Genomic DNA, 22,211 nt, shown 5'->3' on the forward strand with positions numbered 1-22,211 from the left:
CTCTGGGGTAGCGCCGCTTGACCTTCAGCTGTGCCGCGTGCACCAACGACCAGCAGGAGGGACACCCCCGGTCAAAAAACGGCACCCTTGAGTTCTCTGCGGGTCGCACGATCTAGGGGTCGGTCAGAGGCGCTCCGTCGCAAGTTGTGCTATCCTCTCTCACCCCAAGCTTGGGAAAATAGGAACAAACGGCAAGCAATGGGAGTGCTCGATGACTTTAGCTAGCGCGACGAAGCATGCTGCCTTGATTACGGCCGCTGTGGTTTTTGGTGCGGCCGGTGTGATGCTTGTTCGGCCGTCATGGTCGGCGGCGGCACCGCCGATGGGTGGTGGCTACACCAATGTCATTCCGATCCCGGTCAATGATCCGGCGGTCAAGGAAATTGCGGGCGCGCTTTTCAAGCCCCAGGGCACGGGACCGTTCCCGGTAGTAGTCTACATGCCCCCCTGTGGCGGGCCGAACTTTCCCCCTGAGTTTCAGCAGGAGAAGTTCGTGACCGAAAGACTGCTGTCGAAGGGCGTTGCGATCTTCATAGTCGATACGCATACGCCGCGCGGGGAAAACGATAACTGTGCCAAGTTCGTTACTGTGCTAGCGGATGTCCAGAATAGAAACCAAGCTGTTCTTCAGTTGATCACGCAAGGCGGCGTAGACGCCGTAGCGGCGGTGAAGGTCGTCAAGGCAATGCCCGACATCGACCCCAAGAAGGTCTTTCTGATGGGATTTTCGGCCGGCGCGACGGCCGCCCTATATGCCACCGATCCCAATGCACCGGGGGCACACGATACTAGTATTGCCGGCGTTGTGGCGTACTATCCGTTATGCTACGAGAACGCCAAAGCGTCCGCTCCGACTCTGATCCTGATCGGGGATAAAGACGACTGGACAGGCCCTGTGGCCGCCTGCCAAGCCCTCGAGGGCAAGACCAATTTTGAGGTACTCGTTTATCCGGGCGTTACTCACTCCTTCACCATGCCGTTTGAACAGCCCTTCGACCTCGCAGGGCACCATCTTGCTTACGACGAAGCGGCAACAAAGCAAGCCGCGGAACAAGCAGAGGCATTCATCGCTGCGCATCTGAAATGAAGTCGCGGCAGGGCTGTGCGAATGGGTGATCCCAGCCGAAGCCCATTCCGCCGATCCGCAGCCAGTGTGGCGGGATCGGCCGCTGCCGACCTCAATGCGCCCCATGCACGAACCCGCTTCGCGGGAAGGCGCGGTTGGCAATGCAGTATGGTAATCTTCGGCTTTGAGTGCCTAACTGCCTGACCAGACCATGGAGTTCCCTTCAACGAGAGGAACTCGCCATGGCTACCCTGCCGACCAATGCACCGATATCACCGCTTCGTCAGCGCATGCAGCAAGACATGCTGATGCGAGGTCTGGGACCGCATACACAGCAGGATTACGTGCGTCACGTCCGGCGCTTCACCGCATTCCTTGGGCGCGCTCCCGACACTGCGACGCCCCAGGATATCCGGCGCTTCCAGTTGCACCAGCATGAGAACGGTGTCGGCCCCGCGACGATCAACGGCGCGGTCTCGGCGTTGCGCTTCCTGTTCATGGTGACACTGATGAGGCGGGATCTGGCGCGTGCGCTGGTGATCATGCGCTATCCGCGCAAGCTGCCCGATGTGCTGAGCGTGGAGGAAGCGGCGCGGCTCCTCGAAGCAGCACCTGGCATCAAGTACAAGGCTGCGCTCGGCGTCGCCTATGGCGCGGGCCTGCGTGTGTCCGAGGTCGCGCACCTGAAGGTCGATGATATCGACAGTACGCGCATGCTGATCCGCGTCGAACAGGGCAAGGGACGCAGGGACCGCAACGCCATGCTCTCGCCGCAACTTCTGGAACTGCTGCGGTTGTGGTGGCGCGAAGGCAAGCGGCGCGGGGTCATGCTGCCGCATGGCTGGCTGTTCCCGGGGCGCGGTTGCACCGATCCGATCTCGTCGCGGCAACTGCACCGCGCCGTCCACGAGTCTGCTGAAGTCGCAGGCATCCGCAAGCGCGTCAGCCCGCACACGCTGCGGCACAGCTTTGCCACCCATCTGCTCGAACAGGATGTCGACATCCGCGTCATCCAGGTGCTGCTAGGCCACAGCAAGCTCGATACGACCGCGCTCTACACCAAGGTCTCGACCCGGACAATCCACGCGGTCGCCGGGCCGCTCGACCGGCTGATGGCGCTGATGGAAGGCAAGTCGCCGCCCGGCTGATCCGTGCGCGCCTCGATCGAGGTCGCCGACGTCTTCCGTGCCGCCGCGCCGGCCTATCGGGCCGTCTATGCAGGTCATCTGAGCCTGCAGCAACTCAAGGTCATGTCGGCGATCGAACAATGTCGCACCGCGGCCCTCGGCGGGCATGTCGAAGCCTGCGAGGACTGCGGCGAGCGGCGCATCGCCTACAATTCCTGCCGCAACCGGCATTGTTCCAAGTGCCAGGGCGCGGCCGCGCGTACATGGCTCGCCGAGCGCGAAGCCGATCTGCTCCCGGTCGGATACTTCCACATCGTCTTCACGCTGCCGGCCGAAGTCGCCGAGATCGCGTTCCATAACAAGGCGCTGATCTATGATCTGCTGTTCAAGGCGGCATCGGAGACGATGCTGACGATCGCGGCCGACAGCAGGCACCTCGGCGCCAGGATCGGCATCACCGCCGTCCTCCACACCTGGGGCTCGGCAATGACGCATCATCCGCATGTCCACATGATCGTACCAGGCGGCGGCATCGCGCCAGACGGAAGCCGGTGGATATCGTCGCGTCCGGCTTTTCTCCTTCCAGTGCGCGTGCTCGGCAAACTGTTCCGCCGGCTCTTCCTCACCCGGCTGGTTACGCTGCACGAGGCCGGACGGCTCAGCTTCTTCGGATCGATGGCGCACCTGGGCGACCGCCGGGCATTCCTGCGGCACCTGTCGCCAGTCCGGAAGAAGCGCTGGGTGGTCTATGCCAAGGCGCCCTTCGCCGGGCCGGAAGCCGTGCTTGCCTACCTGTCGCGCTACACCCACCGGGTTGCGATCTCGAACAGCCGCCTGATCGCCTTCGACAAGAACAGCGTCACCTTCCGCTACAAAGACTATCGTCGCGAAGGCGCCAACCGCCAGCAGGTCATGGTGCTCGCGATTGATGAGTTCATCCGCCGCTTCCTGCTCCATGTCCTGCCGCACGGCTTCCATCGCATCCGGCATTACGGCCTGCTTGCCGGCGGCTCCCGCAAGGCCAGCCTCGCGCTCGCCCGCGAACTGCTCAGCGTTGCCACACCTCCCGATGACGACACCCCGCACGAGCCGGAAGACTTCCGCCCGTCATGCCCGTGCTGCGGCGGACGCATGATCGTCATCGAGGTGTTCGAACGGTGGAGGCAGCCGCGCGGACCGCCCAACGCGACCGCAGCGAGCCGGGAGAACTCTCCATGATCCGGCATGGCCCGCTTGCCCCCACGACCGCGCTACGCCGGCGCAGGTCAACGGAAACGCATGTGCGCTTTGCTGTTGCGCCCGTCATCAGGCATGCGAACCCAGTCAGAATCACCGCAACAAGCTCCCCGACCAAGCCCGGACGTTACTTCCTCGACACGCCCGCAGCACGAAATGTGAGCGTTCGCGACAGGCGCTGGCACACCCCGCCACACAAATCCCCATAGCGCACAGCATGCGGCCCGTGGGTTCCTGCATGGGAGGCTTTCGTACGCCTGACGGCACCCGAAACCCTTCACACTCTCGGCCATTCTGCCGGCCCCTGTTGTTCCCCGGAAGCGGACATAGCTGATGTCAACGCCACCGGGCGAGTTGCGCCATCAGCGGACATTGGATTTCCATGGCCAGACGCCACAGTTGGATCCCATTCCGGAACCTCGGAGAATCGATGTGTGCGGCCATCCGATTGTGTGAAAGGTCTCTACAACGACGATTTCGCTATCGCCTTTCTCAGACCGCCAAATCGACGGCGGTATGCTGCGGGCGTCATGCCGACGCTGCGGCGGAATAGCCGGCTGAAAAAGCTGGCGTCCTCGTAGCCGATCTCGCTGCTCACCGCTTCTAAAGGAAGGGCGCCGGTCTCCAAATGCTGCTTTGCTTCTTCCAGCCGCAAGGTATGAACGTATTTGATCGGCGTATATCCGGTCGCCTTTCGGAAGCGCCGGATGAAGCTGCGCTCCGGGAGGCCGCTGACCTCGGCCATCTTAGCCACCGGGGAACGAACCGAATAGTTGTCGGCGATCCACTGCTGGCTCTTTCTTACGAGCGCGTCCTCCGCTGCGGGGGACGATGTGAGCGCGGCGAACGGTAACTGGCCGAAGTCATGCCAGGTGACGAGATAGATGCGTGCCACCTCCATCGCCTGCTTGAGCCCGACGAACCTTGCAATGAGAAACAGCGCGAGGTCCTGCCAGCTCGTGCCACCTCCCGCGAGGATGATGCGGTGGCCCGCTCCCTCCGTAATGAGCACCCGCGCTGCGTTGACGCGGACCTTCGGATAGTAGTCAGAGAGCGAACGGATGTAGCCCCAATGGATCGTCGCCTCCAGCCCGTCGAGCAGGCCGGCCTCTGCAAGCAGGAGAGCGCCCGAACAGGCGCTTGCCATCAGGGCGCCGCGCTGGTGGCAGCGCTTGAGCCATTCGACCTCCGGGCCGAACAGGCCACCGATACCGCTGCCCGGCGTCACGAAGAAGTCGGGGATGCAGACGATGTCGGGATCCGGACATTCGTCGAGCATGCAGTCCGGCCGAATCCAAACGTTGTTGGACGCGCGGAACCCCTCGCTCTGCCGCGCCACCACGCGGGTCTGCATGCGCTGCGCGCCGGCCTCGCCCCGCGTCAGAAAACCCCAGTCGCGTCCCGCCGACGACAGCAAATCGACCATACCGAATAGGGTCGAAGCCGTGACCTCCGGCACCGCAAGCAAGGCGACCGTAATCGGACGAATGTCTTCGGCCATGGCAGAAAACACCATTTTTGCGCTGAAATGACTTTAGCCTGTTGCAATGCGCGGGGGTAGCTTCCTGGCCGGACAGGAGAACAGCATGACCCTCATCGACCATGCGGCCCGCGCCGCGACCGAACCATCGCGGCCTCTGAACCTGCTCATGCCCAGCGACGAGGGGTACGACGATGCCCGCGTGGTCTGGAACGGGATGATCGACCGCAAGCCCGACTGCATCGTGTTGTGCCGCGATGTGGCCGACGTGGTCGCAGGCGTCGCCATCGGGGCGGAGCGCAGCCTGCCGGTCTCGATCCGTTGCGGCGGTCACAACGTCGCCGGCTATGCGGTCTGCGACGCCGGCGTGATGCTCGATCTTTCGGCGATGCGCGAAGTGCGCGTCGATCCGGTCGGGCGGCGCGCCTGGGCTGAGGGCGGCGCGAGATGGGCTGATGTCGACAGGGCCACCGCGCCGTTCGGTCTCGCGACGCCTGGCGGCCTCATCTCCGAGACCGGCATCGGCGGCCTTACCCTGTCAGGAGGGATCGGATGGCTAAGGGGCAGGCATGGACTATGTGTCGACAATCTGATGGCGGTGGAAATCGTGACTGCAGACGGCCGGCTGGTTCGCGCGAGCGAAACCGAGAACCCGGATCTGTTGTGGGCGCTTCGCGGTGGCGGCGGCAATTTCGGGGTCGTCACTGAGTTCGAGTTCGCGCTGCACGCGATCGAGCCGGAGCTGATGTTCTGCGCGCCCGCCTATCCGGAGGAGCGTGCCGCGGAAGTCCTGCCGCTTTGGCGCCAGTTCATGGAAGACGCTCCCGACGCAGTGAGCGGCCTCGCCGAATTTTCGACCTTGCCCGACGATCCATCGCTGCGCGTCGAGGCGAGGGGCCGGCGGGTCATCGCGCTGGCGACCGTCTTTGACGGTCCGGCCGATGAGGGTGAGCGCGTGCTCGCGCCGTTGCGCGGCTATGGCGAATGTCTGGCCGATTTCAGCGGCCGGATGCCCTACGTGGCGATCCAGAGTCTCTATGACACGCTTTTTCCGAAGGGCCGCGATCGCTGCTACTGGAAGTCACTCTATCTGAGGTCCTTCGATGACGCGGTGATGCACACCGTCCTCAGCGAGGTGGCAGCTCGCCCTTCCGAAATGACGTTCGTGTCCGTCTGGCGCTTCGCCGGCGCTATGACGCGTGTCGCTCCGGAGGCGACCGCCTTCGGCAACCGCGGCATGCCATGGATGCTGAGCATCGATGGCATCTGGTCGAACAGGAGTGATGATGAACGCAACATCGGCTGGGTGCGCCGGTTCTGGTCGACGATGCAGAAGCACGGGACAGGCCGCGTCTACTTGAACTTCCCCGGGCTTGGCGAGGATGCCGGCAACCTGGTTGCCGCAGCTTTCGGCAAGAACCTCACTCGGCTCCAAGATGTGAAGCGCCGTTATGACCCCACGAATCTATTTCGTATGAACCAAAACATCATTCCAGCCGAATGAGCGCGCGTTGAAAAAGGTAGTAAAGGCTCCCAAGCTGGCGCCAAATCGCGATCAGATCACAAAGAGCCCCGGCATGTTCCGGGGTGGTTTTTGTTGCCGCAATAGTCATTCCCCTACGGCTGGGTAATCCTTTTGGCGAAATTGCGCGGGCGCTGACGTGCCCTTAGATTGCGGTTGTCCCCGTGAAAGAGTGACCAGTGCGGCAGCCCTCTCCACAAGCCGCGCCGCACTGGTCATGCTCCCTACGAGTTGTGTAGCTAGGCCGGCTATCCCTTCGTCAATAACCTTTCGCATCTGCGGCGCGTTCGGCTCGTGCACCGCCTGCTTATGAGCCAGTTCAAGGCCATGCGACCTTTGAAGCGTATTCCATTCGCCCCAACGTTGCCGATTGTAAGCGGTTCCTCGATTTGGTGATCTGCCGGCCTGTCACGATTATATTCCTATGATTTGGCTCGGTTGGTCCAAGGGACAATCGCCGCTGCAAACATGAACAAAAAGTGAACAGGTAGAGCCTTGACCAGAGAGGAATATGTTCCTTATTCGTGGCAGTATCTGAGCAGAAAAGGCTATGCGGAAGCGCCGAGGCACGCCGACTGGTGAGGCTATGCCTGAATTGGAAACAGGGCTCGGTGGACTATTGATATGGCTCGGCGACGTCATTGTCGCGTTGCTGCCCCTCATTGCTAACAATGAGGCGCTTCAGCGACAACTCGCTTTGTACCGTATAGCCCTGTAGAACGGGTAATTCGCGCGGCCGACACAAAGTTTAGTCGCTAAATGTGGACGCCGCCGAGGACATTTCAGACCGGAGGTTAGGGCCGGGAGGAACGCGCATCGAAACCGGGGGCCGATCTCCGGATGCGATGGTCAGCAGCCGCTTGCACGCTGTCGTCCGACGCCGGCCCGGGATGATGTTGATTGCCTACGACGGCCGACATGGCGTGGAAAAGATCCCGACACCCGGCAAGCCGACGGTGGCGCTGCCGCAAACGGTTATGCAGGCCCCGTACCAAGAAAATGCTCACAGGATCCTGAGGTGAGAGGCCGGCCGGACTCATCAAGCGCTACGGAAAACGGCTCTGTTCAGCTTGCACTTTTCTGCACCAGTGGCGACCGGGGCCGGTCCTGCGAGATTAGAACTCCACAAGTTACCGAGAAATTGAGAGACTTGGACATGCATGACTTGATCGATTTCCTTCAGGCGAATGCGACGTTGGTAATCGCCAATCCCGCACCCTTTGCAATCTTGGCCTTGCTCTTTGGCAGCGGAGGGTTCGCCGTGGGCCGCTACTTTTTGACAGAACGCATCGCCAATCTTGAAAGCCGTATCGCACGGCGTGATGACGAGATAGAGCAGCTGAAATCTCGGAGCACCACCAACAAGACGGAAGGATCGCTGATCCCGATCATAGGCACCTCGGCAAGCGGAAACGAAACGGCCCCGCTGTTGGGAAAATGGCCAGATCGGCGCCAGTCGGGCAAACTGTCAGCCCCGCCGCGTCACAAGCCAATCGAACGGCTATAGACGACCCGGCACCCTGAGAGGCGTGGGATCAGCGGCCGATCTTCTGACACTCTTCGAGCATGCCGCCGAATGCCTGGCAAAGAAAGACTTGGCCCAACTCGTTCGACCTGTCATCCAGGCCCATCCGCCTGTTATAGGCCGACACTTGGTCCCTCAATTGAGACACTCGGCCAGCTCTATGGCCGCTGGAGTAAGCCCAGCCGCCTACAGCGCATGGATCGCTACATAAACCAAGACACCAAGGGGCACCCTGCTGCCGCGCACCTTTTTCAGGCAACAATTTAACGACGCGTTGCGTGAGTTATCATCTGCGTTGCTGCTTCCTCGAGCACTCGCTCATCGAAAGTCCAGGTCTGGAAAACGCTTTCCTGTGGGCCAGGCTGCCGGTGCGTGCCCCCGAGGTGAGGTGTTGCCAAAACCGCTCCGGAAGACCAGCGAAAAGCACACATCATACACCTGGACCACCCGATGAAATTGCGACAGTGCGTTGGATCTATGATGAATACGCGCCATCTGCAGCTCGACGGGCCGTATGGGCCTGTTCCATCATCCAGCGCCTAAAAGGCAGTTTGAACGTTGCCTAAACCTGCCAACCTAACGGACTGGCGCTGGAATTTTGTTACAATTTCATCGACATTGTGTCGAATGGCGCCTTGTTGCTATGGCACGATCCTTGAAGCTCGAAGGCGAGCCTCAATCAACGCCCGAGAAACCATGTTTTGTTTCGTGAGGCCCCGTGCCCCCGTTCCGCCGCAATGCGGCCGCACGGGACGAGCCATAGGGATTTCAGGCCTTCAAGGGAGACCTCACATGACCTTTCACAAAACCATAGCCGCCGTGCTGATGACCGCAGCACTGGCAGGCTGCGCACAGACCGAGGGCCAGCAGCGGGCCGGAACCGGCGCGTTGATCGGCGGCGCCGGCGGCGCCCTCGTCGGCCAGGCAATCGGCGGCAACACCAAGAGCACGGTCATCGGCGCGGCCAGCGGCGCCCTGCTCGGCGCGGTCGTCGGCTCAGCCACCACCCCGCAGCGCCGCGGCGAGCAGATGTGCCGCTATCAGGATCGCTACGGCCGCATCTACACGGCACCTTGCGACGACCGGTACTACAACGGCGACTACTAACCAGAGATGGTATCTGATTGTCGTCGTCCTCGGTTCGGAAGTTAAGGACGCGCGGCAAAGCAGCCCGAGAAGCCGCGGTCGCGCATTCTTTCTCATCGCCGCCGGAACGCGGCGCTACGACCGCCTCTGTCGCCTTCGGCAACATCTCCGCCTCAAGGGGAGATTGGCAGCGCCCCTACTCGGCTGGCGTCCTCTCGGGCGCTGGCCAGGTCTTGCGGCCAAAGCGCTGGCCGACAAAGCAGCCCGCCTTCTGGCCGGGAACCTCGTTCAGATCATAGGTGACCCCAGGACAACGGGTCACAGTCGGCAGGACGATTGCAACGACGATCGCGAAGCGAGCGGCGCCGCCAGTCGTGGCCATATGGCTGATGACGAATGCCGCGATAGGCTGCAACACCAGCAGGTGGATCAGGTGACGCTGAAGGAATGGTAGCCAAGGGTCACGAGTCGCGGCACGACGGCGGCCGCGATCGAAACCATGTGCGAAGCGGGCTTCGAGGCGGCGGTGTCGAAGGGGACTGGCGGCGTTCCTGAAGTCGATCGCGACGGGCAAGGCGTGAGCGGCGCCGGTCATCGTGACATGAAAGGCGGCAATGCGCCGATCGCCGACACCTCGCCTGTGCGGTCTAATTGGTCTGCCGGCACGCTCGAGGCATATTCGTTTTTTAAATATGACCTGGGAGAGGCATATGAATAAAAAGGTCGAACAGGCGAAAGGCTGTTTCCGGCTCACAGCGGTGGCTCGGCGCGGCCGACCTCAACGGCAACATGGATGAGAACTGGCTCCCCAGCCACGGACCCCTGTGGCATTCACCGTGGTGCCGCTTCCAAAGCTATGGGTGCTTCCGAAGGCTTGGCCGATTCGAACCGCCGCCCAGGTCAGAGCGGCGACATTGAAACAAATGCGTTCACCCGCGACGGCCTGCCGAACCAGTTAGGCAGAAATTCAGCAATATTGTATAAAATTGGCATGGCTTCACGCTTAAGTTGTATTGGCAAATTCCCTCATTCTACCTGTTAATCGATCCGTGGAGATTTTTTCTCTGTACTACATGGTTATTCCGTGAAACTATCATTTGAATAACAAGTTGGTTCGGCAGTGATCGGTCGAACGCGCATCGACGGTTTCAGGCAAGGTCACGCACTACGAGGAGGGTCTGGGTTATGGCGACGATCGTCAACGCTATAGGCGTTCCTCTTCCCTACAGTGGATCTTCAAGTCATTGGTTCTCGGCCTCAGGGGCTGGATCGGACTTGTACGGCACCCCCGGAAACGACACCTTCTACGGAGCATCTGGTGTCAATGTCACCATGCACGGTGGCTATGGCGACGACATCTACTACCTCTACGCGGCAGGCAACAAGGTGGCGGAGGCCGGCAGCCAGGGGATCGACACGATCAGCACATGGATGAGCTACACGCTCCCGGGCAACGTCGAGAATCTGGTCGTAACCAACGCCAACAACTATGCATTCGGAAATGGATTGGACAACATCATCACCGCCAAGGCCGGCCACCAGACGCTGGACGGCGGCAAGGGCAATGATGTTCTGATCGACGGTGGCGGCGGCTACGACACTTTCATCATCGCGAACGGCAACGGAAGCGACCTGATCGCCAATTTCGCCGCGACCGACACCGTCCGTCTCGATGGCTATGGGTTCATGTCCTTCGACGTCATCCACGCGAACATGATTCAGGCTGGACCGAATGTGATCTTGAATCTCGGATCCGGCGAGATCCTCGAGTTCAAAGACAGGACCATCGACAAATTCCAGCCCAGCCAGTTCGAGCTGCCGATCAACAAGGTCGGAATGACCCTGTCCTTCAACGACGATTTCAACGTACTGAGCCTTCATAATAGCCAAGGCGGCACGTGGGACACCAACTTCTGGTGGGGGGCGCCCAACGGCAGTACCTTGACCGGCAATGGCGAGTTGCAGTGGTATATCGACGCCAGTTATGTCCCGACGAGCTCCGTCCACCCGTTTAGCGTGAACAACGGCGTGCTCACCATCACTGCCGCGCAGACACCGGCGGATATCAAGCCGCTGATCAACAATTACGAGTACACATCCGGCATCCTGACGACGCACGACTCCTTCTCGCAGACTTATGGCTATTTCGAAATGCGCGCCGACCTGCCCGAGCACGCCGGCGCCTGGCCGGCCTTCTGGCTGCTGCCGGAAGACGGCTCGTGGCCGCCGGAATTGGACGCGGTGGAAATGTACGGCCAGAAGCCCAACTCGCTTGTGATGACCGCGCACTCCAACGAGACGGGAACGCACACCAAGGTCTCGACCACGGTGAACGTCATGGATACCGCAGGCTTCCACACCTATGGCGTGCTGTGGACACCGGACAAGCTTATCTGGACGTATGATGGCGTGCAGGTTGCGGAAGCGGCGACACCGTCCGACATGAACAAGCCCATGTACATGCTGGTCGATCTTGCTATCGGCGGGCAAGCCGGCGCGCCACCGGACCATCTCGCCACGCCGGCCGAGATGAAGATCGACTACATCCACGCCTATACGCTGGACGCTGTGCAGGCCAACCCCCTGCTCGTCAGCAGCAGCAGCAGCACCACCACGCACAGCGTTGCCACGCACAGCTTCGGCAACAGCACACTGCACCACGGTGGTTCCGAATTTGGTGGCCACGTGTAAGATCAGGCGACCGGTTCGATGTCTCGGGATCATGCAGCGGCGGCAGAAATGACTGGATCGTCGAGCCTGCGCGCGGTGTTCCTGCGCGCCATCGCCGATGTCGGCGTCTTCTCGCTGCTGATCAACATCCTGGTTCTGGTTATCCCGCTCTATTTGCTGCAGGTCTATGACCGCGTGCTGCCGTCGTCCAGTGTGGAGACGCTTGTCTATCTGTCGGCCATCGCGGTCCTCGCGCTTGCTTTCCTCGGCTTGCTCGACGCAGTGCGTGCCGTTTACACGCAGCGCGTCGCGGCCGCCGTCGACAGGAAGCTCGGCGCGAGGACATTCGCCCTTTCGCTGGCGCCCAAATATGCCAGCGGCCGATCGCCGCTGCGCGACCTCGCCTCGGTCTGCGCTTTCATCAGGTCGCGCGGTGTGGCTGTGCTGTTTGACCTGCCCTTTGCACCCGTGTTCCTCGCGCTCCTCTATCTCATCCATCCCGTCCTGTTCTGGCTGACGCTCGCCGGCACGGCGCTGCTCGTTGCGCTGGTCGCGGCCAACCAGCTTGCCATCGGCAGGAAGGATGCGCTGTCCACGGAGCGTTCGGCGCTCGCCAGCCACGCCGAGCAGGTCTTTGCCCGCAATGCGGAGACGCTGCGCGCCATGGGCATGGTCGAGAATGCCGCTCGCGTCTGGGGAAGGCATGTCGGGGCAGCGCTCACCCTTTATGACCGCTCCTCGAGCGCCAACGCGATCTTCAGCGCCGCCTCGCGGGCGCTGCGCATGATGTTGCAGCTGGCGATCCTCGGCGCCGGTGCCTGGCTGGTGATCGAGGGGCAGATGACGCCCGGCATGATCTTCGCCTCCTCGCTGGTGTCGTCGCGCGCGCTGCAGCCGCTCGACCAGTTGATCGGCTCCTGGCGGCAGATCGTCGACGCCAGGCGAGCCTGGAAGCAGCTGGAGACGGCACTTGCGGCGCATCCGACTGAAGCGCGCAAACTGACGCTGCCCGACCCGTCGGGGACGTTTTCGGTGCAGGACGTTTTCTTCATGGCGCCGAATGCACGGCCCGGCACCGAACCCATCCTCAAGCGGCTGAACTTCGCGGTTCGCGCCGGCGAAGCTATAGCGATCGTCGGCCCGAGTGGCGCCGGCAAATCGACGCTGGCGCGATTGCTCATCGGTGCTGTGCAGCCGACCGGCGGCTCGGTCCGGATCGACGGCGCCGATCTCCGGAACTGGGACCAAAGACAGCTCGGAAAGCAGATCGGCTACCTGGCCCAGGAGGTGGAGCTCTTCCCCGGATCGATCGGCGACAATGTCGCCCGCTTCGACCCGCAGGCGGCGGATGCCGCTATCGTCGAGGCCGCGCGGCGCGCTGAGGCGCATGAGCTGATCCTGGCGCAGCGCGACGGCTACCAGACGATTATCGGGCCTTCGGACAGGACGCTCTCGGGCGGCGAGCGCCAGCGGATCGGGCTGGCGCGCGCCTTCTATGGCGGCCCGCGGATCCTCGTGCTCGACGAGCCCAGCTCCAATCTCGACGGCAGCGGCGAAACGGCGCTCGAAGCGATGCTTGTCGCGGCGAAAGCCGCGGGCGTCACGACTATCGTGATCACGCATCGCCCGTCCATCGCCACGGCCTGCGATCGCGTGATGGTTTTGCGCGGCGGCATCATCGAGGCCTTCGGCCCGAGCGCCGAGGTGCTGCGGCAGCCTGTGGTCAGCAATGGCGTCGCCAAGGGTGTTCCGGCCCGGCCGAGCACGGTGGTGACCGGGTCCTTCGCGCCGACGATTCGCACGCACGACATCCGCTTCGGTCCCACACGATGACGGCCGAGAGCCTTGCCAGGAACGGCCAGCCGCGCACCGACATAAGGCGCGTGGCCCTCACCGGCTACGTTGCCATAGGGCTGCTGGCGGGCAGCTTCGGCTATTGGGCGGCCACCGCGCCGCTCTCCGGCGCGGTGATCACGCAGGGCACGATCTCCGCAACGGGCGGCAACATCCACATCCAGCAGCCCGAAGGCGGCATCGTCCAGCAACTGCTGATCCACGAGGGCGATCGCGTGCAGCAGGGCCAGGACCTTGTCATCCTCGACAAGACAGCCGCACAGGCCGAGCTCAACCGGCTGACCAGACAGTCGATCGCGCTCGAGGCGAGCATGGCGCGGCTGGAGGCCGAACGCGACGGGATGGACAGGCTGGCGCCGATCAACGAGGCAGCGCCGGCGTCGTTCCAGCAGGATTTCCAAAAGCTGATCCGTGAACAGCAAAAGGAGTTCGATGCAAGGCTCGCTCGGTTCCGGTCGGAACAGTCGATCATGGCGCAGCGGGTCGCCATGGATCGCGAGTCGGTCGTGGGCCTGGACGCCCAGAAGCTTGCCATCGAGCAGCAGTCCGAGGTGGTAAAAAAGGAGCTCGGCATCAAGACTGGCCTGCTCGACAAGGGCCTCACCAACCGCACCGAATATTCGCAGCTGCTGCGCAGCGAAGCCGATCTCGTCGGCCAGGCCGGCGCGCTGGAGGCAAATCTTGCCGCGGCCAACAGCCAGATCGTCGAAGCCCAGGTGCAGGTCGAGCGCCTGACCTCGCAACGCGTGGAAGAGGCGCTGACCAAGCTCAACGAGGTCCGCACCAACCTCGCCGATATCGGGGAACAGATCAGGGCGGCCGAAGCGGTGCTTCAGCGCACGACGATCAAGGCGCCGGTAGCCGGAATCGTGGTGTCGTCGATCTATAATTCCAAGGGCAGCGTGATCGCGCCCGGCGAAAAGATCATGGAGATTCTGCCCACGGCATCGGGTCTCAACGTCGATGCGAAGCTGCGGCCGAAGGATGTCGATCAGGTGCGTGTCGGCCAGCGAGCGAAACTCAGATTGTCGGCGCTCAACATGCGCCTGACGCCCGAGGTTTCAGCCACAGTCACACAGATCTCCGCCGACCGGCTGGTCGACCAAGTCACGCATGAACCCTATTTCCGCGCCAAGCTCAAGATTGCCGACGCCCTGCCGCCCGGCGTGAAGGCCGAGCAGCTTTATCCCGGAACGCCGGTCGAAGCCTTCATCAATACCGGCGACCGGACTTTCTTCGAGTATCTCGCACGGCCGATGATGGACTCGTTTGCGCGGGCATTCGCCGAGCGGTAGCTTCATGCGCCAATTCACATTCCGATTTTGATTTCATTTCCGATAGGTGCATTATGCGCCATGCGATGCACGATTCCTTGCGGAGCGGTAAGCGTTGTCCTCAGCGTGCGTAATTGCTCACGTCCCAACGTTTGGTGCCGGGGACGGCTTAACGGGCGGCAGCTATTTTTGGTGAACCGGGCGGCGAGCACGGTGTTGGCCGTGTTGCAGATCGAAGTCGTCCGGGTTGAACTCCTGGCCGATCCAGTCGATCCGTTCGGCGTGTTCGGGCTGGGTGAGATTGGCCAGAATGGCCAGCAGCTCCTCATAGCTCCAGACGCCGCCCACTTTGGCGTGCACGAGAGGGCGTGACACAGTTTTAGCTGATTTGGTTGCCCGCCGGTTGCGTCATGGCAGCGTGCCCATTTGGCCGACGCGATTGCGATCGGCAGCGCACGATCACGCGCTGCGCTTGACGCTCTCCGGCGCCGGCCCGCCGCCCGTGTGGCCAAAGCGCTGGATGACAAAGCGGCCCGCCTTCTGGCCGGGAAGCTCGATCAGATTGTAGGTGATCCAGGACAGCAGGGTCACCGTCGGCAGGACGACGGCAACGACGGTCGCGAACCGCAGCGGCGCCGCCGCACCATGGCCGTATTGGCTGATGACGAACACCGCGACAGGGCTGCAAGACCCGGAGATGAATCAGGTAAACGCTGAAGGAAGGCTCGCCCGTCAGATGAAAGACCGGGGTGCTGAGCGTCATGGCCATCGCCCTCGCCAGTGTTCCCGCCGCTTCCGGCAGCATGCGGTACAGCACCAGCGCAAAGAACCCCGCCGCCAGCGCTTCATGCACCAGAAGCTTCCCCGGGTGGCGGACAAGGAGTCGCGGGCGCGGCTGATCGAGTCTTCTGCAATGGCCATGTGTGGCTCCTGGATGTGGGTTGAGTGTGCGTCGCAAAACGTTCTTGTGCGTTGCAGCAATCCATGCGTAGATGGACGAAGTAACGCGGATACGGAATGACCAAAACGCCAGAACCAAGGGCGGAAACGGCCCACTTCGACGCTTTGCATGGTCTCCGGGGCATCGCTGCTGTTGTGGTGATGCTAGGCCACTTCACCGAATTCACGGGCCGGCGATATGATCTGGCGCCGTCCGGGTTCCTCGCCGTCGACCTGTTTTTCCTGTTGAGCGGCTTCGTGATCGCCCATGCCTACGACGACAAGTTCCGAAAAGGCATGTCGTTTTGGGAGTTCGCGGAAATCCGTCTTCTCAGGCTCTATCCGCTATATTTTGCCGCGGTCGGCCTGGCCGTGATCGGCGTGGGTGCAATCGTCGCAGCGCATGGGCTCAGTTCGAATTCGCGGCTGGATTTGCTCGCAAGTCTTGGGTTTTCCGTTCTTTTCTTACCCACGCCGCCGTCGCTCTCGACATTTCCCGACGTGCTTTTCCCGCTGAATGGCCCAGCGTGGTCGCTATTTTATGAACTCGTCGCCAACGCCGTTTTTGCCGCGCTGGCCGTAAGGCTGGCTGCTCGGTCACTTCAGCTCATTGTCGGTGCTGCCTTCCTGGCCTTGGTGCTTCTGGCTTGGCAGGGTTTCGTCCTTGGGGGCGGCGCCCATTGGGACGACACGATCGCGGCTCCCGCCCGGATCGCGTTCTCGTTCTTTCTCGGGGTCTTTCTCAACCGATATGCGACCGGAAAGAGTCGGGATGGCAATCTCTATATGCCGTTTCTCCTGACGCTATGCGGCCTGCTCATGATCTTCAGACCCGTCGAACATGTGCAATTGTACAGTCTGGCAATCATAGCCCTGGTCTGGCCCTGGCTCGTTCTCGTCGCCTCCCGTTTGCGGCTATCCGGGTTTTGGCGCTGGATTGCGCTCTTCTCCGGCAATATCTCTTATGCCCTCTATGTTCTTCACACTCCGCTCATCCGCCTTTCGAACGCCGTGGTCGAATCCGTGACCGGGACCTCGTGGAACGAGCACGGCTTGCCGTTCATTCTGGGAACATCCCTCGTCATCATCGCGATCTCTGCATTCGCGCATTATGTCTACGACAAGAACATCCGGACATTGCTGCGGCAGTGGCTTTCACTTTGGCGCGCACGAGAGGGCGTGACACAGTTTTAGCTGGATTTGGTTCGCCGCCGGTCGTGTGATGGCAGCGTGCCGATTTGGCCGACGCGATTGCGATCGGCGGCGCACGATCACGCGCTACGCTTGACGCTCTCCAGCGCCGGCGCGCCGCCCTTGCGGCCAAAGCGCCGGACGACGAAGCGACCCGCCTTCTGGCCGGGAACCTCGATCAGATTGTAGGTGACCCAGGACAAAAGAGTCACCGTCGGCAGGACGACGGCAACGACGATCGCGAAACGCAGCGGCGCCGCCAGCCCGTGGCCGTATTCGCTGATGACGAATGCCGCGACAGGCTGCAACACCAGCAGGTGGATCAGGTAGATGCTGAAGGAAAGCTCGCCCATGAGATGAAAGAACCGGTTGCTGAGCGTCATGGCTATCGCCCTCGCCAGCGTTCCCGCCGCCCCTGGCAGCATGCGGTAAAGAACCAGGGCAAAGAACCCCGCCACCAGCACTTCACGCACCAGCAGCTTTTCCAATCCGTAGTCGCCGCCGAAGGGCAGCGCCGCCAGCAGCAGCGCCAAGGCCAGGTACAGGATCGGCCGTGGCTGGCTCTGGTGCACGACGCCCGCCAGCAGCATGCCGCACAGGAATATCTGCATCTTCAGCGCCAGGAACGACGGCATCGGAAAATGGACCGACAATCGATCCAGCGCAAACACGATGATGCAGCCAACCGCGGCGACCAGCCCGGCGCTTCTTATCCAGTCGAACCTGCGCACCAACAGCATGATGGCCGGGAAGGCTGCGTAAAACTGCATCTCCAGCCCCAGGCTCCAGTCGGGGAGCGGCGTGCGGTAAGCGAAATCTGGCACCAGGCCGAACAGGAACGTCAGATGTGCGACGATGTTCTTCAGGCCGCTGTCGAGATAGCGCTCGGGCGCCTGATGCGATCTCGACAGGAAATCGTCGATGATCATCCTGCAGTCGTAGAGATAGGGGCCAAGCACGAGTGCCAGCAAAAGCATGACGTAGAACAGCGGCGCGATCCTGAAGTAGCGGCGCGTCCAGAATTTCAGCCATGTTCCCGGTCTTTGCCAAGGCTCCTTGTCCTGGCGCAACTGATAATGGAACACCATCAGGAAGCCCGACAGCATGATGAAGAGATCGACGCCGAGATCCGGCTCGCCGACGATGGGAACACGCCAGCCAGTCAGAAGCAGGCAATGCCCGACAAGCACCCAGATCGCCGCGAGCGCGCGAAGCCCGTCCAGGCATTCGATGCGCGATGACCTGATATCTGTCATTGCGGACTCCGAGATAGAAATGTTGCAGTGCAGCATGGCGGCCGAGGCCGGATTGTCAACCCGCCGCAAGATGACGAATTGCTCTCCGCTGTTACGCAAAAGCGGGCGGGAGACTGAAGTCCACTTCGTCAGCGGCTGATCGACGACATGTACAGACGGCGTTTCTCAGGGGAAACGCAGCGCAACTATCTCCGCGACATCGGCGCCCTGGCGACGTTTCTCGGGCGCTCGCCGGACACAGCGACCACCGACGACCTGCGCCGGTTCCGTCATCGACCTCAAGACAGGCAGGACCCTGTGGGACAAGCTGCTCGGCAGCGCTAACAACAACGGCCCGTTCGGCATCCCGTCCATGCAGCCCGCTAACAACCATCGGAATACCGAATAATGGCGGTCCGCTGGTGACGGCCGGCGGCTTGATCTTTATCGCCGCGAGCACCGACAACAAGCTGCGCGCGCTCGACATCAAGACCGGAAGGCAGGTCTGGCAGGACGACCTTCCGGCCGGCGGCCAGACGACGCCGATGACCAATGAGTCGACGGCAAGCAATACATCGTCATCGCGCCAGGAGGGGTCATTTCATGGAGACGAAGGTCGGCGATGAAGTCATCGCCTGCTGCCGATGTCGAGAAAGGCCGAACCTACTTCACACATGTGTGTCACGGCTGCCTCAATGCCGAGCCACAGGGAGCAAACAAAACGGGACCGAACTTATGGGGTGTCGTCGGCCGCGACGAGGCATCTATGACAAATATGCGTTACTCCGACGCCTTGCTAGGCTGGCAGGGTGAATGGACGTACGAGGATCTGAACAGATATCTTTTCGCGCCCATGCTCACCACGCCGGGCGTAAAGATGGAGACGCCTGGTGTCCCGGACGAGACCGAACGGGTCAACGTGATCGCCTACTTGCGTACACTCAGTGACAAGCCGATCCCACTGCCCGCTCGGCAGATCAATGTCCGAGGTTGATCGAAAACGTTGATCGACTGATCGTTGTTTATGGGTACACGTCCTAGCGCCCGTGACGACCGCACGCTCCACTTCGTGCGAGCGCCTCACCGGCGAGATCGCCGCCACCTATTTCCAGATCGGGCCCTGCTACTGGTGCGGATTCACCGATCTCTCCTCAACCAAGGCCGGCAAGCTGATCGCTTACATCAGCCGGACCCTCGTCTAGGCGACATCTTCCGTCGAGTTCCTGTTCTCGGCGTTGGGCCACTGGATGCGGTCTCTTTTAGGGACAAAACCAGCAGCCGAGCGCGCGGCTTTGTTGATGGCCGCACTTGAGCAGGCTCGTCGCCCAAAGATGCGGCCCTGATCGCTGGGGATGATGTGAAGATATCGCCCACACCTCTCGCGAATGCCCTTGTTGATGTACTTACCGAGGCTTTTGTAAGTCGACTCGTCGACATCTTGTGCATGAACGTCGAACTGGCCTGGGGTACGGCCTTGCGCCTTTCTCACCCACCCCGGCAGCTTATGCAGAAACTCGGCCCTCAGCGCCGGAGGGACGTAGACCACCCAGTTGGCATGAGCCTGACCATTTGGGTTTTCTAAGGTGTAGACGTACAGCGCCAGCTTGGGTGCGCCATAGACCTTTTTAGTTCGCCAGTTGTACCAGTCTCGGTACTTGTCCCTGACTCGCGTGAAGAGCCAAGCAGCTAGCGCATTCTACTTAGTGATGCAGAAACCGTTATGGTGACGGTTTTCCACATCTGAATATCTCTCTTTTTTCTTTCTTCCCCTTTGCGTAGAGGGAAAAAGGTTCCAAAACATCAATCAGGTTCTCATTCGAAGCTCACTGCAAAATATTGTACTCATAGTACCATGTTCTACTAAAGCCGATGAAAGTTGACCATTTCGATGTTTGGGAATGCCACCTCATCTGGCACGGCCAGATGCGTGGCGGTCGCCCCCACCTCTTCCCGACCGGCAACCCGGCCCGTGTGAAGCTCGGCCTCACGAACCACCCCGACTACCAGATCCGGCGCGACGATACGGTCTGCGACGAACCCCGGTGCATCGACCCGTTCCACTATAGGGTGATCCTAGAGCGTAGGTTCAAGTACGACGACGTGCCCACCACCCCTTGGCGTGACCCGCGCGACCCACTGGCCTTCACCGATCGCGAAATGGCTGAGATCGCCGAGGCGGTCCAAATGCTGCTCGCGAACGAGATTGAGGACGAGGATTCGGGCCAATTCGAGCCCCAGGTCCAGGCCGAGATCCGCCGCCGCGCGAGCGGGTTCTGATACCGCCGCTACTTCCTCACGATCCATTCCAGCAACTTAGGATCGATATCATCACTATCCGTGAAGTCGCTTATCAGGTTCGCAGCAAGCGCGCGCCACTGATCTTCGGGAATGTTCTCTTCGATGACGCACTTTATGAAGGCGCTGCGCAGGATGTCGCAGTCAAAAGCCGATACCCAGCCGTCAACGCCAAATCCGATCAAGGGCGGGAGCACACAGAACTCTCAAACACCGACGTCCTAACAGCCGAGCCGGTGACGCCTTTAATTCTTAATCGCATCCTGCCTGACCACAACGGGTTTCTCCGGTACGTTTTTAACTAAAGGCAATAGCGGAATTGCCGGCTGGTTGGCACGCTCTAACTCCGTTCTTGCGGCAACCCCCTCAAAACGCCGCAGTGGCCGACGCGGGAGGTGGTGGGTGGTGCCCCAGCACCTGCGTTGGCCACGCTCCGCGCCACCGCCCACTCCACCTAAGCAACACCAACAGCAACCCGTCCCAGCCCTTGCTCGGGCCAGGACGGGGCGCAGGCGGCCATGCTCGTCTCACCAACCAGATCGGCTCGCAGTTCGACGTCGTGGAGTATTGATCAATGCTCCAGCTTCCTAGTGGTGAAAGCCTGACGCTTGGTACCCCGCGATGACCGACAAGATCCGAACCCTAAGCGGAAGTTCACTCGCCTTCGGTTGAATTCACACTCATGACGCGAAGCCGACCTTCATCAGCCCATTTCGCCGCCCCGATAGCCGACGTTTACCGGAACCGGCGGTTGGCTTCGGGCTCACGATCGCGTGGGACCGACATTCCAAGTGGGCATACGAGCGAGGGAAGTTGAATCATCGAAGACCGAGACCAGTCGTTCGGTCCGGGGGTCAGGTTGTGGGCGTCCGCGTGCCTGCCAACTTCGATGAGATGACCGTCGCAGAGTTCCTTGAGTACGTCAGCTGGTGGGCAGATCTGTCGACCACCGAGCGACAGACCGTTCAGAAGAACGACTCATCCGACAAGGATCGACAGTATCATATTTGATGAACCGGCATGCCTCAATGCGCCCTGTCGGGCGCGCGGCCGCCGCAGTACGCTGAAAATAACCTCGGTGGGGGCAATTAGAACAAAGCAAGGGAGGATAAAATGACATTGAAGCACTGCATGCTGGTCGTTGCCATCACCGCGCTATGTCTCGGACCAGCCAATGCCCAGTCGGCCAAAGACGCCATTGAAGCCAGCAATGCCGCGTTCGCGAAATCGCTTAACAGCAAGGATGCCGCTGGCGTGGCATCGCATTATGCTGAGGACGCGATGGTATTGCCGCCGAATGCGATGCGAGTCGACGGGCGAAACAATATTCAGAAGTTTTGGCAGGGCGTAATTGATTATGGCGTTTCCGATCTTAAAATCACAACTGTTGAGGTGGTGGAGAGCGGAGATTTCGCGTTTGAGCAGGGCGCCGTTTCGTTCAAGATCCCCGGCAAAGACTCCAAACAGGTGGACGGGGCTGGCAAGTCTATAGTCGTCTGGAAGAAAGCACAGAACGGCAACTGGGAGCTTTATCGCGACATCTGGAACGACAATCCTGCAAAATAGGCATTCTTCGGTTCCAGCCCGGTTGCTGGCAGCAGATAGACCGATAGCGGCGGGAAGGGTGGCCCCGCCGCGATCCCCGGGAATGGCACCATCGAGTCGCATCAGCCGCACCGCGAACGGCAGGTCTGGAGAAGCGCCATGAAGG

General features: G+C 61.3%; 23 protein-coding genes. 17 read left to right on the forward strand and 6 right to left on the reverse strand.

All coding sequences use genetic code 11. The features are described from left to right. Window positions 1–211: 211 nt before the first annotated feature. The 3 genes from NKI20_RS18850 to NKI20_RS18860 all read left to right on the forward strand — a co-directional run bounded on the left by NKI20_RS18850 (window position 212) and on the right by NKI20_RS18860 (window position 3,411). Window positions 212–1,087 carry a dienelactone hydrolase family protein gene (locus NKI20_RS18850; RefSeq protein ID WP_352832934.1) on the forward strand — a complete coding sequence of 292 codons (876 nt, stop codon included), beginning with the start codon at window positions 212–214 and terminating at the stop codon, window positions 1,085–1,087. A 221-nt stretch (window positions 1,088–1,308) separates the two neighbouring features. Then, window positions 1,309–2,214, forward strand: coding sequence for a tyrosine-type recombinase/integrase (locus tag NKI20_RS18855; RefSeq protein WP_352832937.1), 906 nt, complete (start codon window positions 1,309–1,311; stop codon window positions 2,212–2,214). Window positions 2,215–2,217: 3 nt separating this feature from the next. Beyond that, window positions 2,218–3,411 (forward strand): IS91 family transposase, encoded by a 1,194-nt coding sequence (locus tag NKI20_RS18860; RefSeq protein ID WP_352832940.1) that lies wholly within the window; start codon window positions 2,218–2,220, stop codon window positions 3,409–3,411. 481 nt (window positions 3,412–3,892) lie between these two features. On the opposite strand, the gene NKI20_RS18865 is transcribed toward NKI20_RS18860, so the two are convergent. Next, the gene (locus NKI20_RS18865; protein ID WP_352832943.1) at window positions 3,893–4,930 is read right to left on the reverse strand and encodes a GlxA family transcriptional regulator; all 1,038 of its coding nucleotides are present in this window, start codon (window positions 4,928–4,930) and stop codon (window positions 3,893–3,895) included. Window positions 4,931–5,015: 85 nt separating this feature from the next. Here NKI20_RS18865 and NKI20_RS18870 point away from each other — a divergent pair, with 85 nt between their 5' ends. The 3 genes from NKI20_RS18870 (at window position 5,016) to NKI20_RS18880 (ending at window position 9,063) form a co-directional block, all read left to right on the forward strand. Next, on the forward strand, window positions 5,016–6,413 hold the full coding sequence (locus NKI20_RS18870) for an FAD-binding oxidoreductase (RefSeq protein ID WP_352832946.1): 1,398 nt from the start codon (window positions 5,016–5,018) through the stop codon (window positions 6,411–6,413). A gap of 1,174 nt (window positions 6,414–7,587) precedes the next feature. Continuing rightward, window positions 7,588–7,938: a hypothetical protein gene (locus NKI20_RS18875; protein ID WP_352832949.1), complete on the forward strand. Its 351-nt coding sequence runs from the start codon at window positions 7,588–7,590 to the stop codon at window positions 7,936–7,938. An 810-nt stretch (window positions 7,939–8,748) separates the two neighbouring features. Continuing rightward, window positions 8,749–9,063, forward strand: a complete 315-nt coding sequence (locus NKI20_RS18880) for a YMGG-like glycine zipper-containing protein (RefSeq protein ID WP_352832952.1) — start codon at window positions 8,749–8,751, stop codon at window positions 9,061–9,063. A 175-nt stretch (window positions 9,064–9,238) separates the two neighbouring features. Here the strand turns inward: NKI20_RS18880 and NKI20_RS18885 are convergent, their stop codons facing one another. Beyond that, complete coding sequence (locus NKI20_RS18885; RefSeq protein WP_352832955.1) at window positions 9,239–9,460, reverse strand: hypothetical protein; 222 nt, start codon at window positions 9,458–9,460, stop codon at window positions 9,239–9,241. A gap of 81 nt (window positions 9,461–9,541) precedes the next feature. On the opposite strand from NKI20_RS18885, the gene NKI20_RS18890 reads away from it, so the two are divergent. The 4 genes from NKI20_RS18890 to NKI20_RS18905 all read left to right on the forward strand — a co-directional run bounded on the left by NKI20_RS18890 (window position 9,542) and on the right by NKI20_RS18905 (window position 14,861). Continuing rightward, window positions 9,542–9,760: a hypothetical protein gene (locus NKI20_RS18890; RefSeq protein ID WP_352832958.1), complete on the forward strand. Its 219-nt coding sequence runs from the start codon at window positions 9,542–9,544 to the stop codon at window positions 9,758–9,760. A 467-nt stretch (window positions 9,761–10,227) separates the two neighbouring features. Then, window positions 10,228–11,733, forward strand: coding sequence for an endo-1,3-1,4-beta-glycanase EglC (gene eglC / locus NKI20_RS18895; protein ID WP_352832961.1), 1,506 nt, complete (start codon window positions 10,228–10,230; stop codon window positions 11,731–11,733). A gap of 48 nt (window positions 11,734–11,781) precedes the next feature. Beyond that, window positions 11,782–13,545 (forward strand): type I secretion system permease/ATPase, encoded by a 1,764-nt coding sequence (locus NKI20_RS18900; protein WP_352832964.1) that lies wholly within the window; start codon window positions 11,782–11,784, stop codon window positions 13,543–13,545. Beyond that, the gene (locus NKI20_RS18905; protein WP_352832967.1) at window positions 13,542–14,861 is read left to right on the forward strand and encodes an HlyD family type I secretion periplasmic adaptor subunit; all 1,320 of its coding nucleotides are present in this window, start codon (window positions 13,542–13,544) and stop codon (window positions 14,859–14,861) included. Before NKI20_RS18900 ends, NKI20_RS18905 begins: the two co-directional genes overlap by 4 nt. Before the next feature lie 162 nt (window positions 14,862–15,023). Here NKI20_RS18905 and NKI20_RS18910 read toward each other — a convergent pair whose 3' ends face one another. Continuing rightward, the gene (locus NKI20_RS18910) at window positions 15,024–15,188 is read right to left on the reverse strand and encodes an IS1096 element passenger TnpR family protein (protein WP_352731591.1); all 165 of its coding nucleotides are present in this window, start codon (window positions 15,186–15,188) and stop codon (window positions 15,024–15,026) included. A 111-nt stretch (window positions 15,189–15,299) separates the two neighbouring features. Beyond that, window positions 15,300–15,512 carry a hypothetical protein gene (locus NKI20_RS18915; RefSeq protein ID WP_352832970.1) on the reverse strand — a complete coding sequence of 71 codons (213 nt, stop codon included), beginning with the start codon at window positions 15,510–15,512 and terminating at the stop codon, window positions 15,300–15,302. A gap of 345 nt (window positions 15,513–15,857) precedes the next feature. On the opposite strand from NKI20_RS18915, the gene NKI20_RS18920 reads away from it, so the two are divergent. Further along, a complete protein-coding gene (locus tag NKI20_RS18920) occupies window positions 15,858–16,973 on the forward strand; it encodes an acyltransferase family protein (RefSeq protein ID WP_352832973.1) in 1,116 nt (371 codons plus the stop codon). A 77-nt stretch (window positions 16,974–17,050) separates the two neighbouring features. Here NKI20_RS18920 and NKI20_RS18925 read toward each other — a convergent pair whose 3' ends face one another. Continuing rightward, a complete protein-coding gene (locus tag NKI20_RS18925) occupies window positions 17,051–18,226 on the reverse strand; it encodes an acyltransferase family protein (RefSeq protein ID WP_352832976.1) in 1,176 nt (391 codons plus the stop codon). Between the two features lie 147 nt (window positions 18,227–18,373). Between NKI20_RS18925 and NKI20_RS18930 the strand changes: the two genes are divergently transcribed. From NKI20_RS18930 to NKI20_RS18950, 5 genes are all read left to right on the forward strand, one after another. Continuing rightward, window positions 18,374–18,550, forward strand: a complete 177-nt coding sequence (locus tag NKI20_RS18930) for a hypothetical protein (RefSeq protein ID WP_352832979.1) — start codon at window positions 18,374–18,376, stop codon at window positions 18,548–18,550. A 77-nt stretch (window positions 18,551–18,627) separates the two neighbouring features. Further along, window positions 18,628–18,831, forward strand: a complete 204-nt coding sequence (locus NKI20_RS18935) for a hypothetical protein (protein ID WP_352832982.1) — start codon at window positions 18,628–18,630, stop codon at window positions 18,829–18,831. Beyond that, the gene (locus NKI20_RS18940) at window positions 18,828–19,199 is read left to right on the forward strand and encodes a c-type cytochrome (RefSeq protein WP_352832985.1); all 372 of its coding nucleotides are present in this window, start codon (window positions 18,828–18,830) and stop codon (window positions 19,197–19,199) included. Before NKI20_RS18935 ends, NKI20_RS18940 begins: the two co-directional genes overlap by 4 nt. Window positions 19,200–19,251: 52 nt before the next feature. Then, window positions 19,252–19,407 carry a hypothetical protein gene (locus NKI20_RS18945; protein WP_352832988.1) on the forward strand — a complete coding sequence of 52 codons (156 nt, stop codon included), beginning with the start codon at window positions 19,252–19,254 and terminating at the stop codon, window positions 19,405–19,407. Between the two features lie 667 nt (window positions 19,408–20,074). Then, window positions 20,075–20,482 carry a hypothetical protein gene (locus tag NKI20_RS18950; protein ID WP_352832991.1) on the forward strand — a complete coding sequence of 136 codons (408 nt, stop codon included), beginning with the start codon at window positions 20,075–20,077 and terminating at the stop codon, window positions 20,480–20,482. Window positions 20,483–20,490: 8 nt separating this feature from the next. Here the strand turns inward: NKI20_RS18950 and NKI20_RS18955 are convergent, their stop codons facing one another. After that, window positions 20,491–20,685 carry a hypothetical protein gene (locus NKI20_RS18955; RefSeq protein ID WP_352832993.1) on the reverse strand — a complete coding sequence of 65 codons (195 nt, stop codon included), beginning with the start codon at window positions 20,683–20,685 and terminating at the stop codon, window positions 20,491–20,493. A gap of 928 nt (window positions 20,686–21,613) precedes the next feature. Here NKI20_RS18955 and NKI20_RS18960 point away from each other — a divergent pair. Further along, window positions 21,614–22,066, forward strand: a complete 453-nt coding sequence (locus NKI20_RS18960) for a YybH family protein (protein WP_352832996.1) — start codon at window positions 21,614–21,616, stop codon at window positions 22,064–22,066. Window positions 22,067–22,211 lie beyond the last annotated feature (145 nt).

It is taken from the genome of Mesorhizobium sp. M0830 (assembly GCF_040319965.1).
Classification (GTDB): domain Bacteria; phylum Pseudomonadota; class Alphaproteobacteria; order Rhizobiales; family Rhizobiaceae; genus Mesorhizobium.

Coding starts and splice junctions, on each gene's coding strand:
- NKI20_RS18890 (WP_352832958.1), top strand. CDS start 9,542: ATGTGCGAAGCGGGCTTCGAGGCGGCGGTGTCGAAGGGGACTGGCGGC.
- NKI20_RS18950 (WP_352832991.1), top strand. CDS start 20,075: ATGAAAGTTGACCATTTCGATGTTTGGGAATGCCACCTCATCTGGCAC.
- NKI20_RS18880 (WP_352832952.1), top strand. CDS start 8,749: ATGACCTTTCACAAAACCATAGCCGCCGTGCTGATGACCGCAGCACTG.
- NKI20_RS18905 (WP_352832967.1), top strand. CDS start 13,542: ATGACGGCCGAGAGCCTTGCCAGGAACGGCCAGCCGCGCACCGACATA.
- NKI20_RS18850 (WP_352832934.1), top strand. CDS start 212: ATGACTTTAGCTAGCGCGACGAAGCATGCTGCCTTGATTACGGCCGCT.
- NKI20_RS18855 (WP_352832937.1), top strand. CDS start 1,309: ATGGCTACCCTGCCGACCAATGCACCGATATCACCGCTTCGTCAGCGC.
- NKI20_RS18925 (WP_352832976.1), bottom strand. CDS start 18,226: ATGACAGATATCAGGTCATCGCGCATCGAATGCCTGGACGGGCTTCGC.
- NKI20_RS18940 (WP_352832985.1), top strand. CDS start 18,828: ATGAAGTCATCGCCTGCTGCCGATGTCGAGAAAGGCCGAACCTACTTC.
- NKI20_RS18865 (WP_352832943.1), bottom strand. CDS start 4,930: ATGGCCGAAGACATTCGTCCGATTACGGTCGCCTTGCTTGCGGTGCCG.
- NKI20_RS18870 (WP_352832946.1), top strand. CDS start 5,016: ATGACCCTCATCGACCATGCGGCCCGCGCCGCGACCGAACCATCGCGG.
- NKI20_RS18900 (WP_352832964.1), top strand. CDS start 11,782: ATGACTGGATCGTCGAGCCTGCGCGCGGTGTTCCTGCGCGCCATCGCC.
- NKI20_RS18930 (WP_352832979.1), top strand. CDS start 18,374: ATGTACAGACGGCGTTTCTCAGGGGAAACGCAGCGCAACTATCTCCGC.
- eglC (WP_352832961.1), top strand. CDS start 10,228: ATGGCGACGATCGTCAACGCTATAGGCGTTCCTCTTCCCTACAGTGGA.
- NKI20_RS18875 (WP_352832949.1), top strand. CDS start 7,588: ATGCATGACTTGATCGATTTCCTTCAGGCGAATGCGACGTTGGTAATC.
- NKI20_RS18920 (WP_352832973.1), top strand. CDS start 15,858: ATGACCAAAACGCCAGAACCAAGGGCGGAAACGGCCCACTTCGACGCT.
- NKI20_RS18960 (WP_352832996.1), top strand. CDS start 21,614: ATGACATTGAAGCACTGCATGCTGGTCGTTGCCATCACCGCGCTATGT.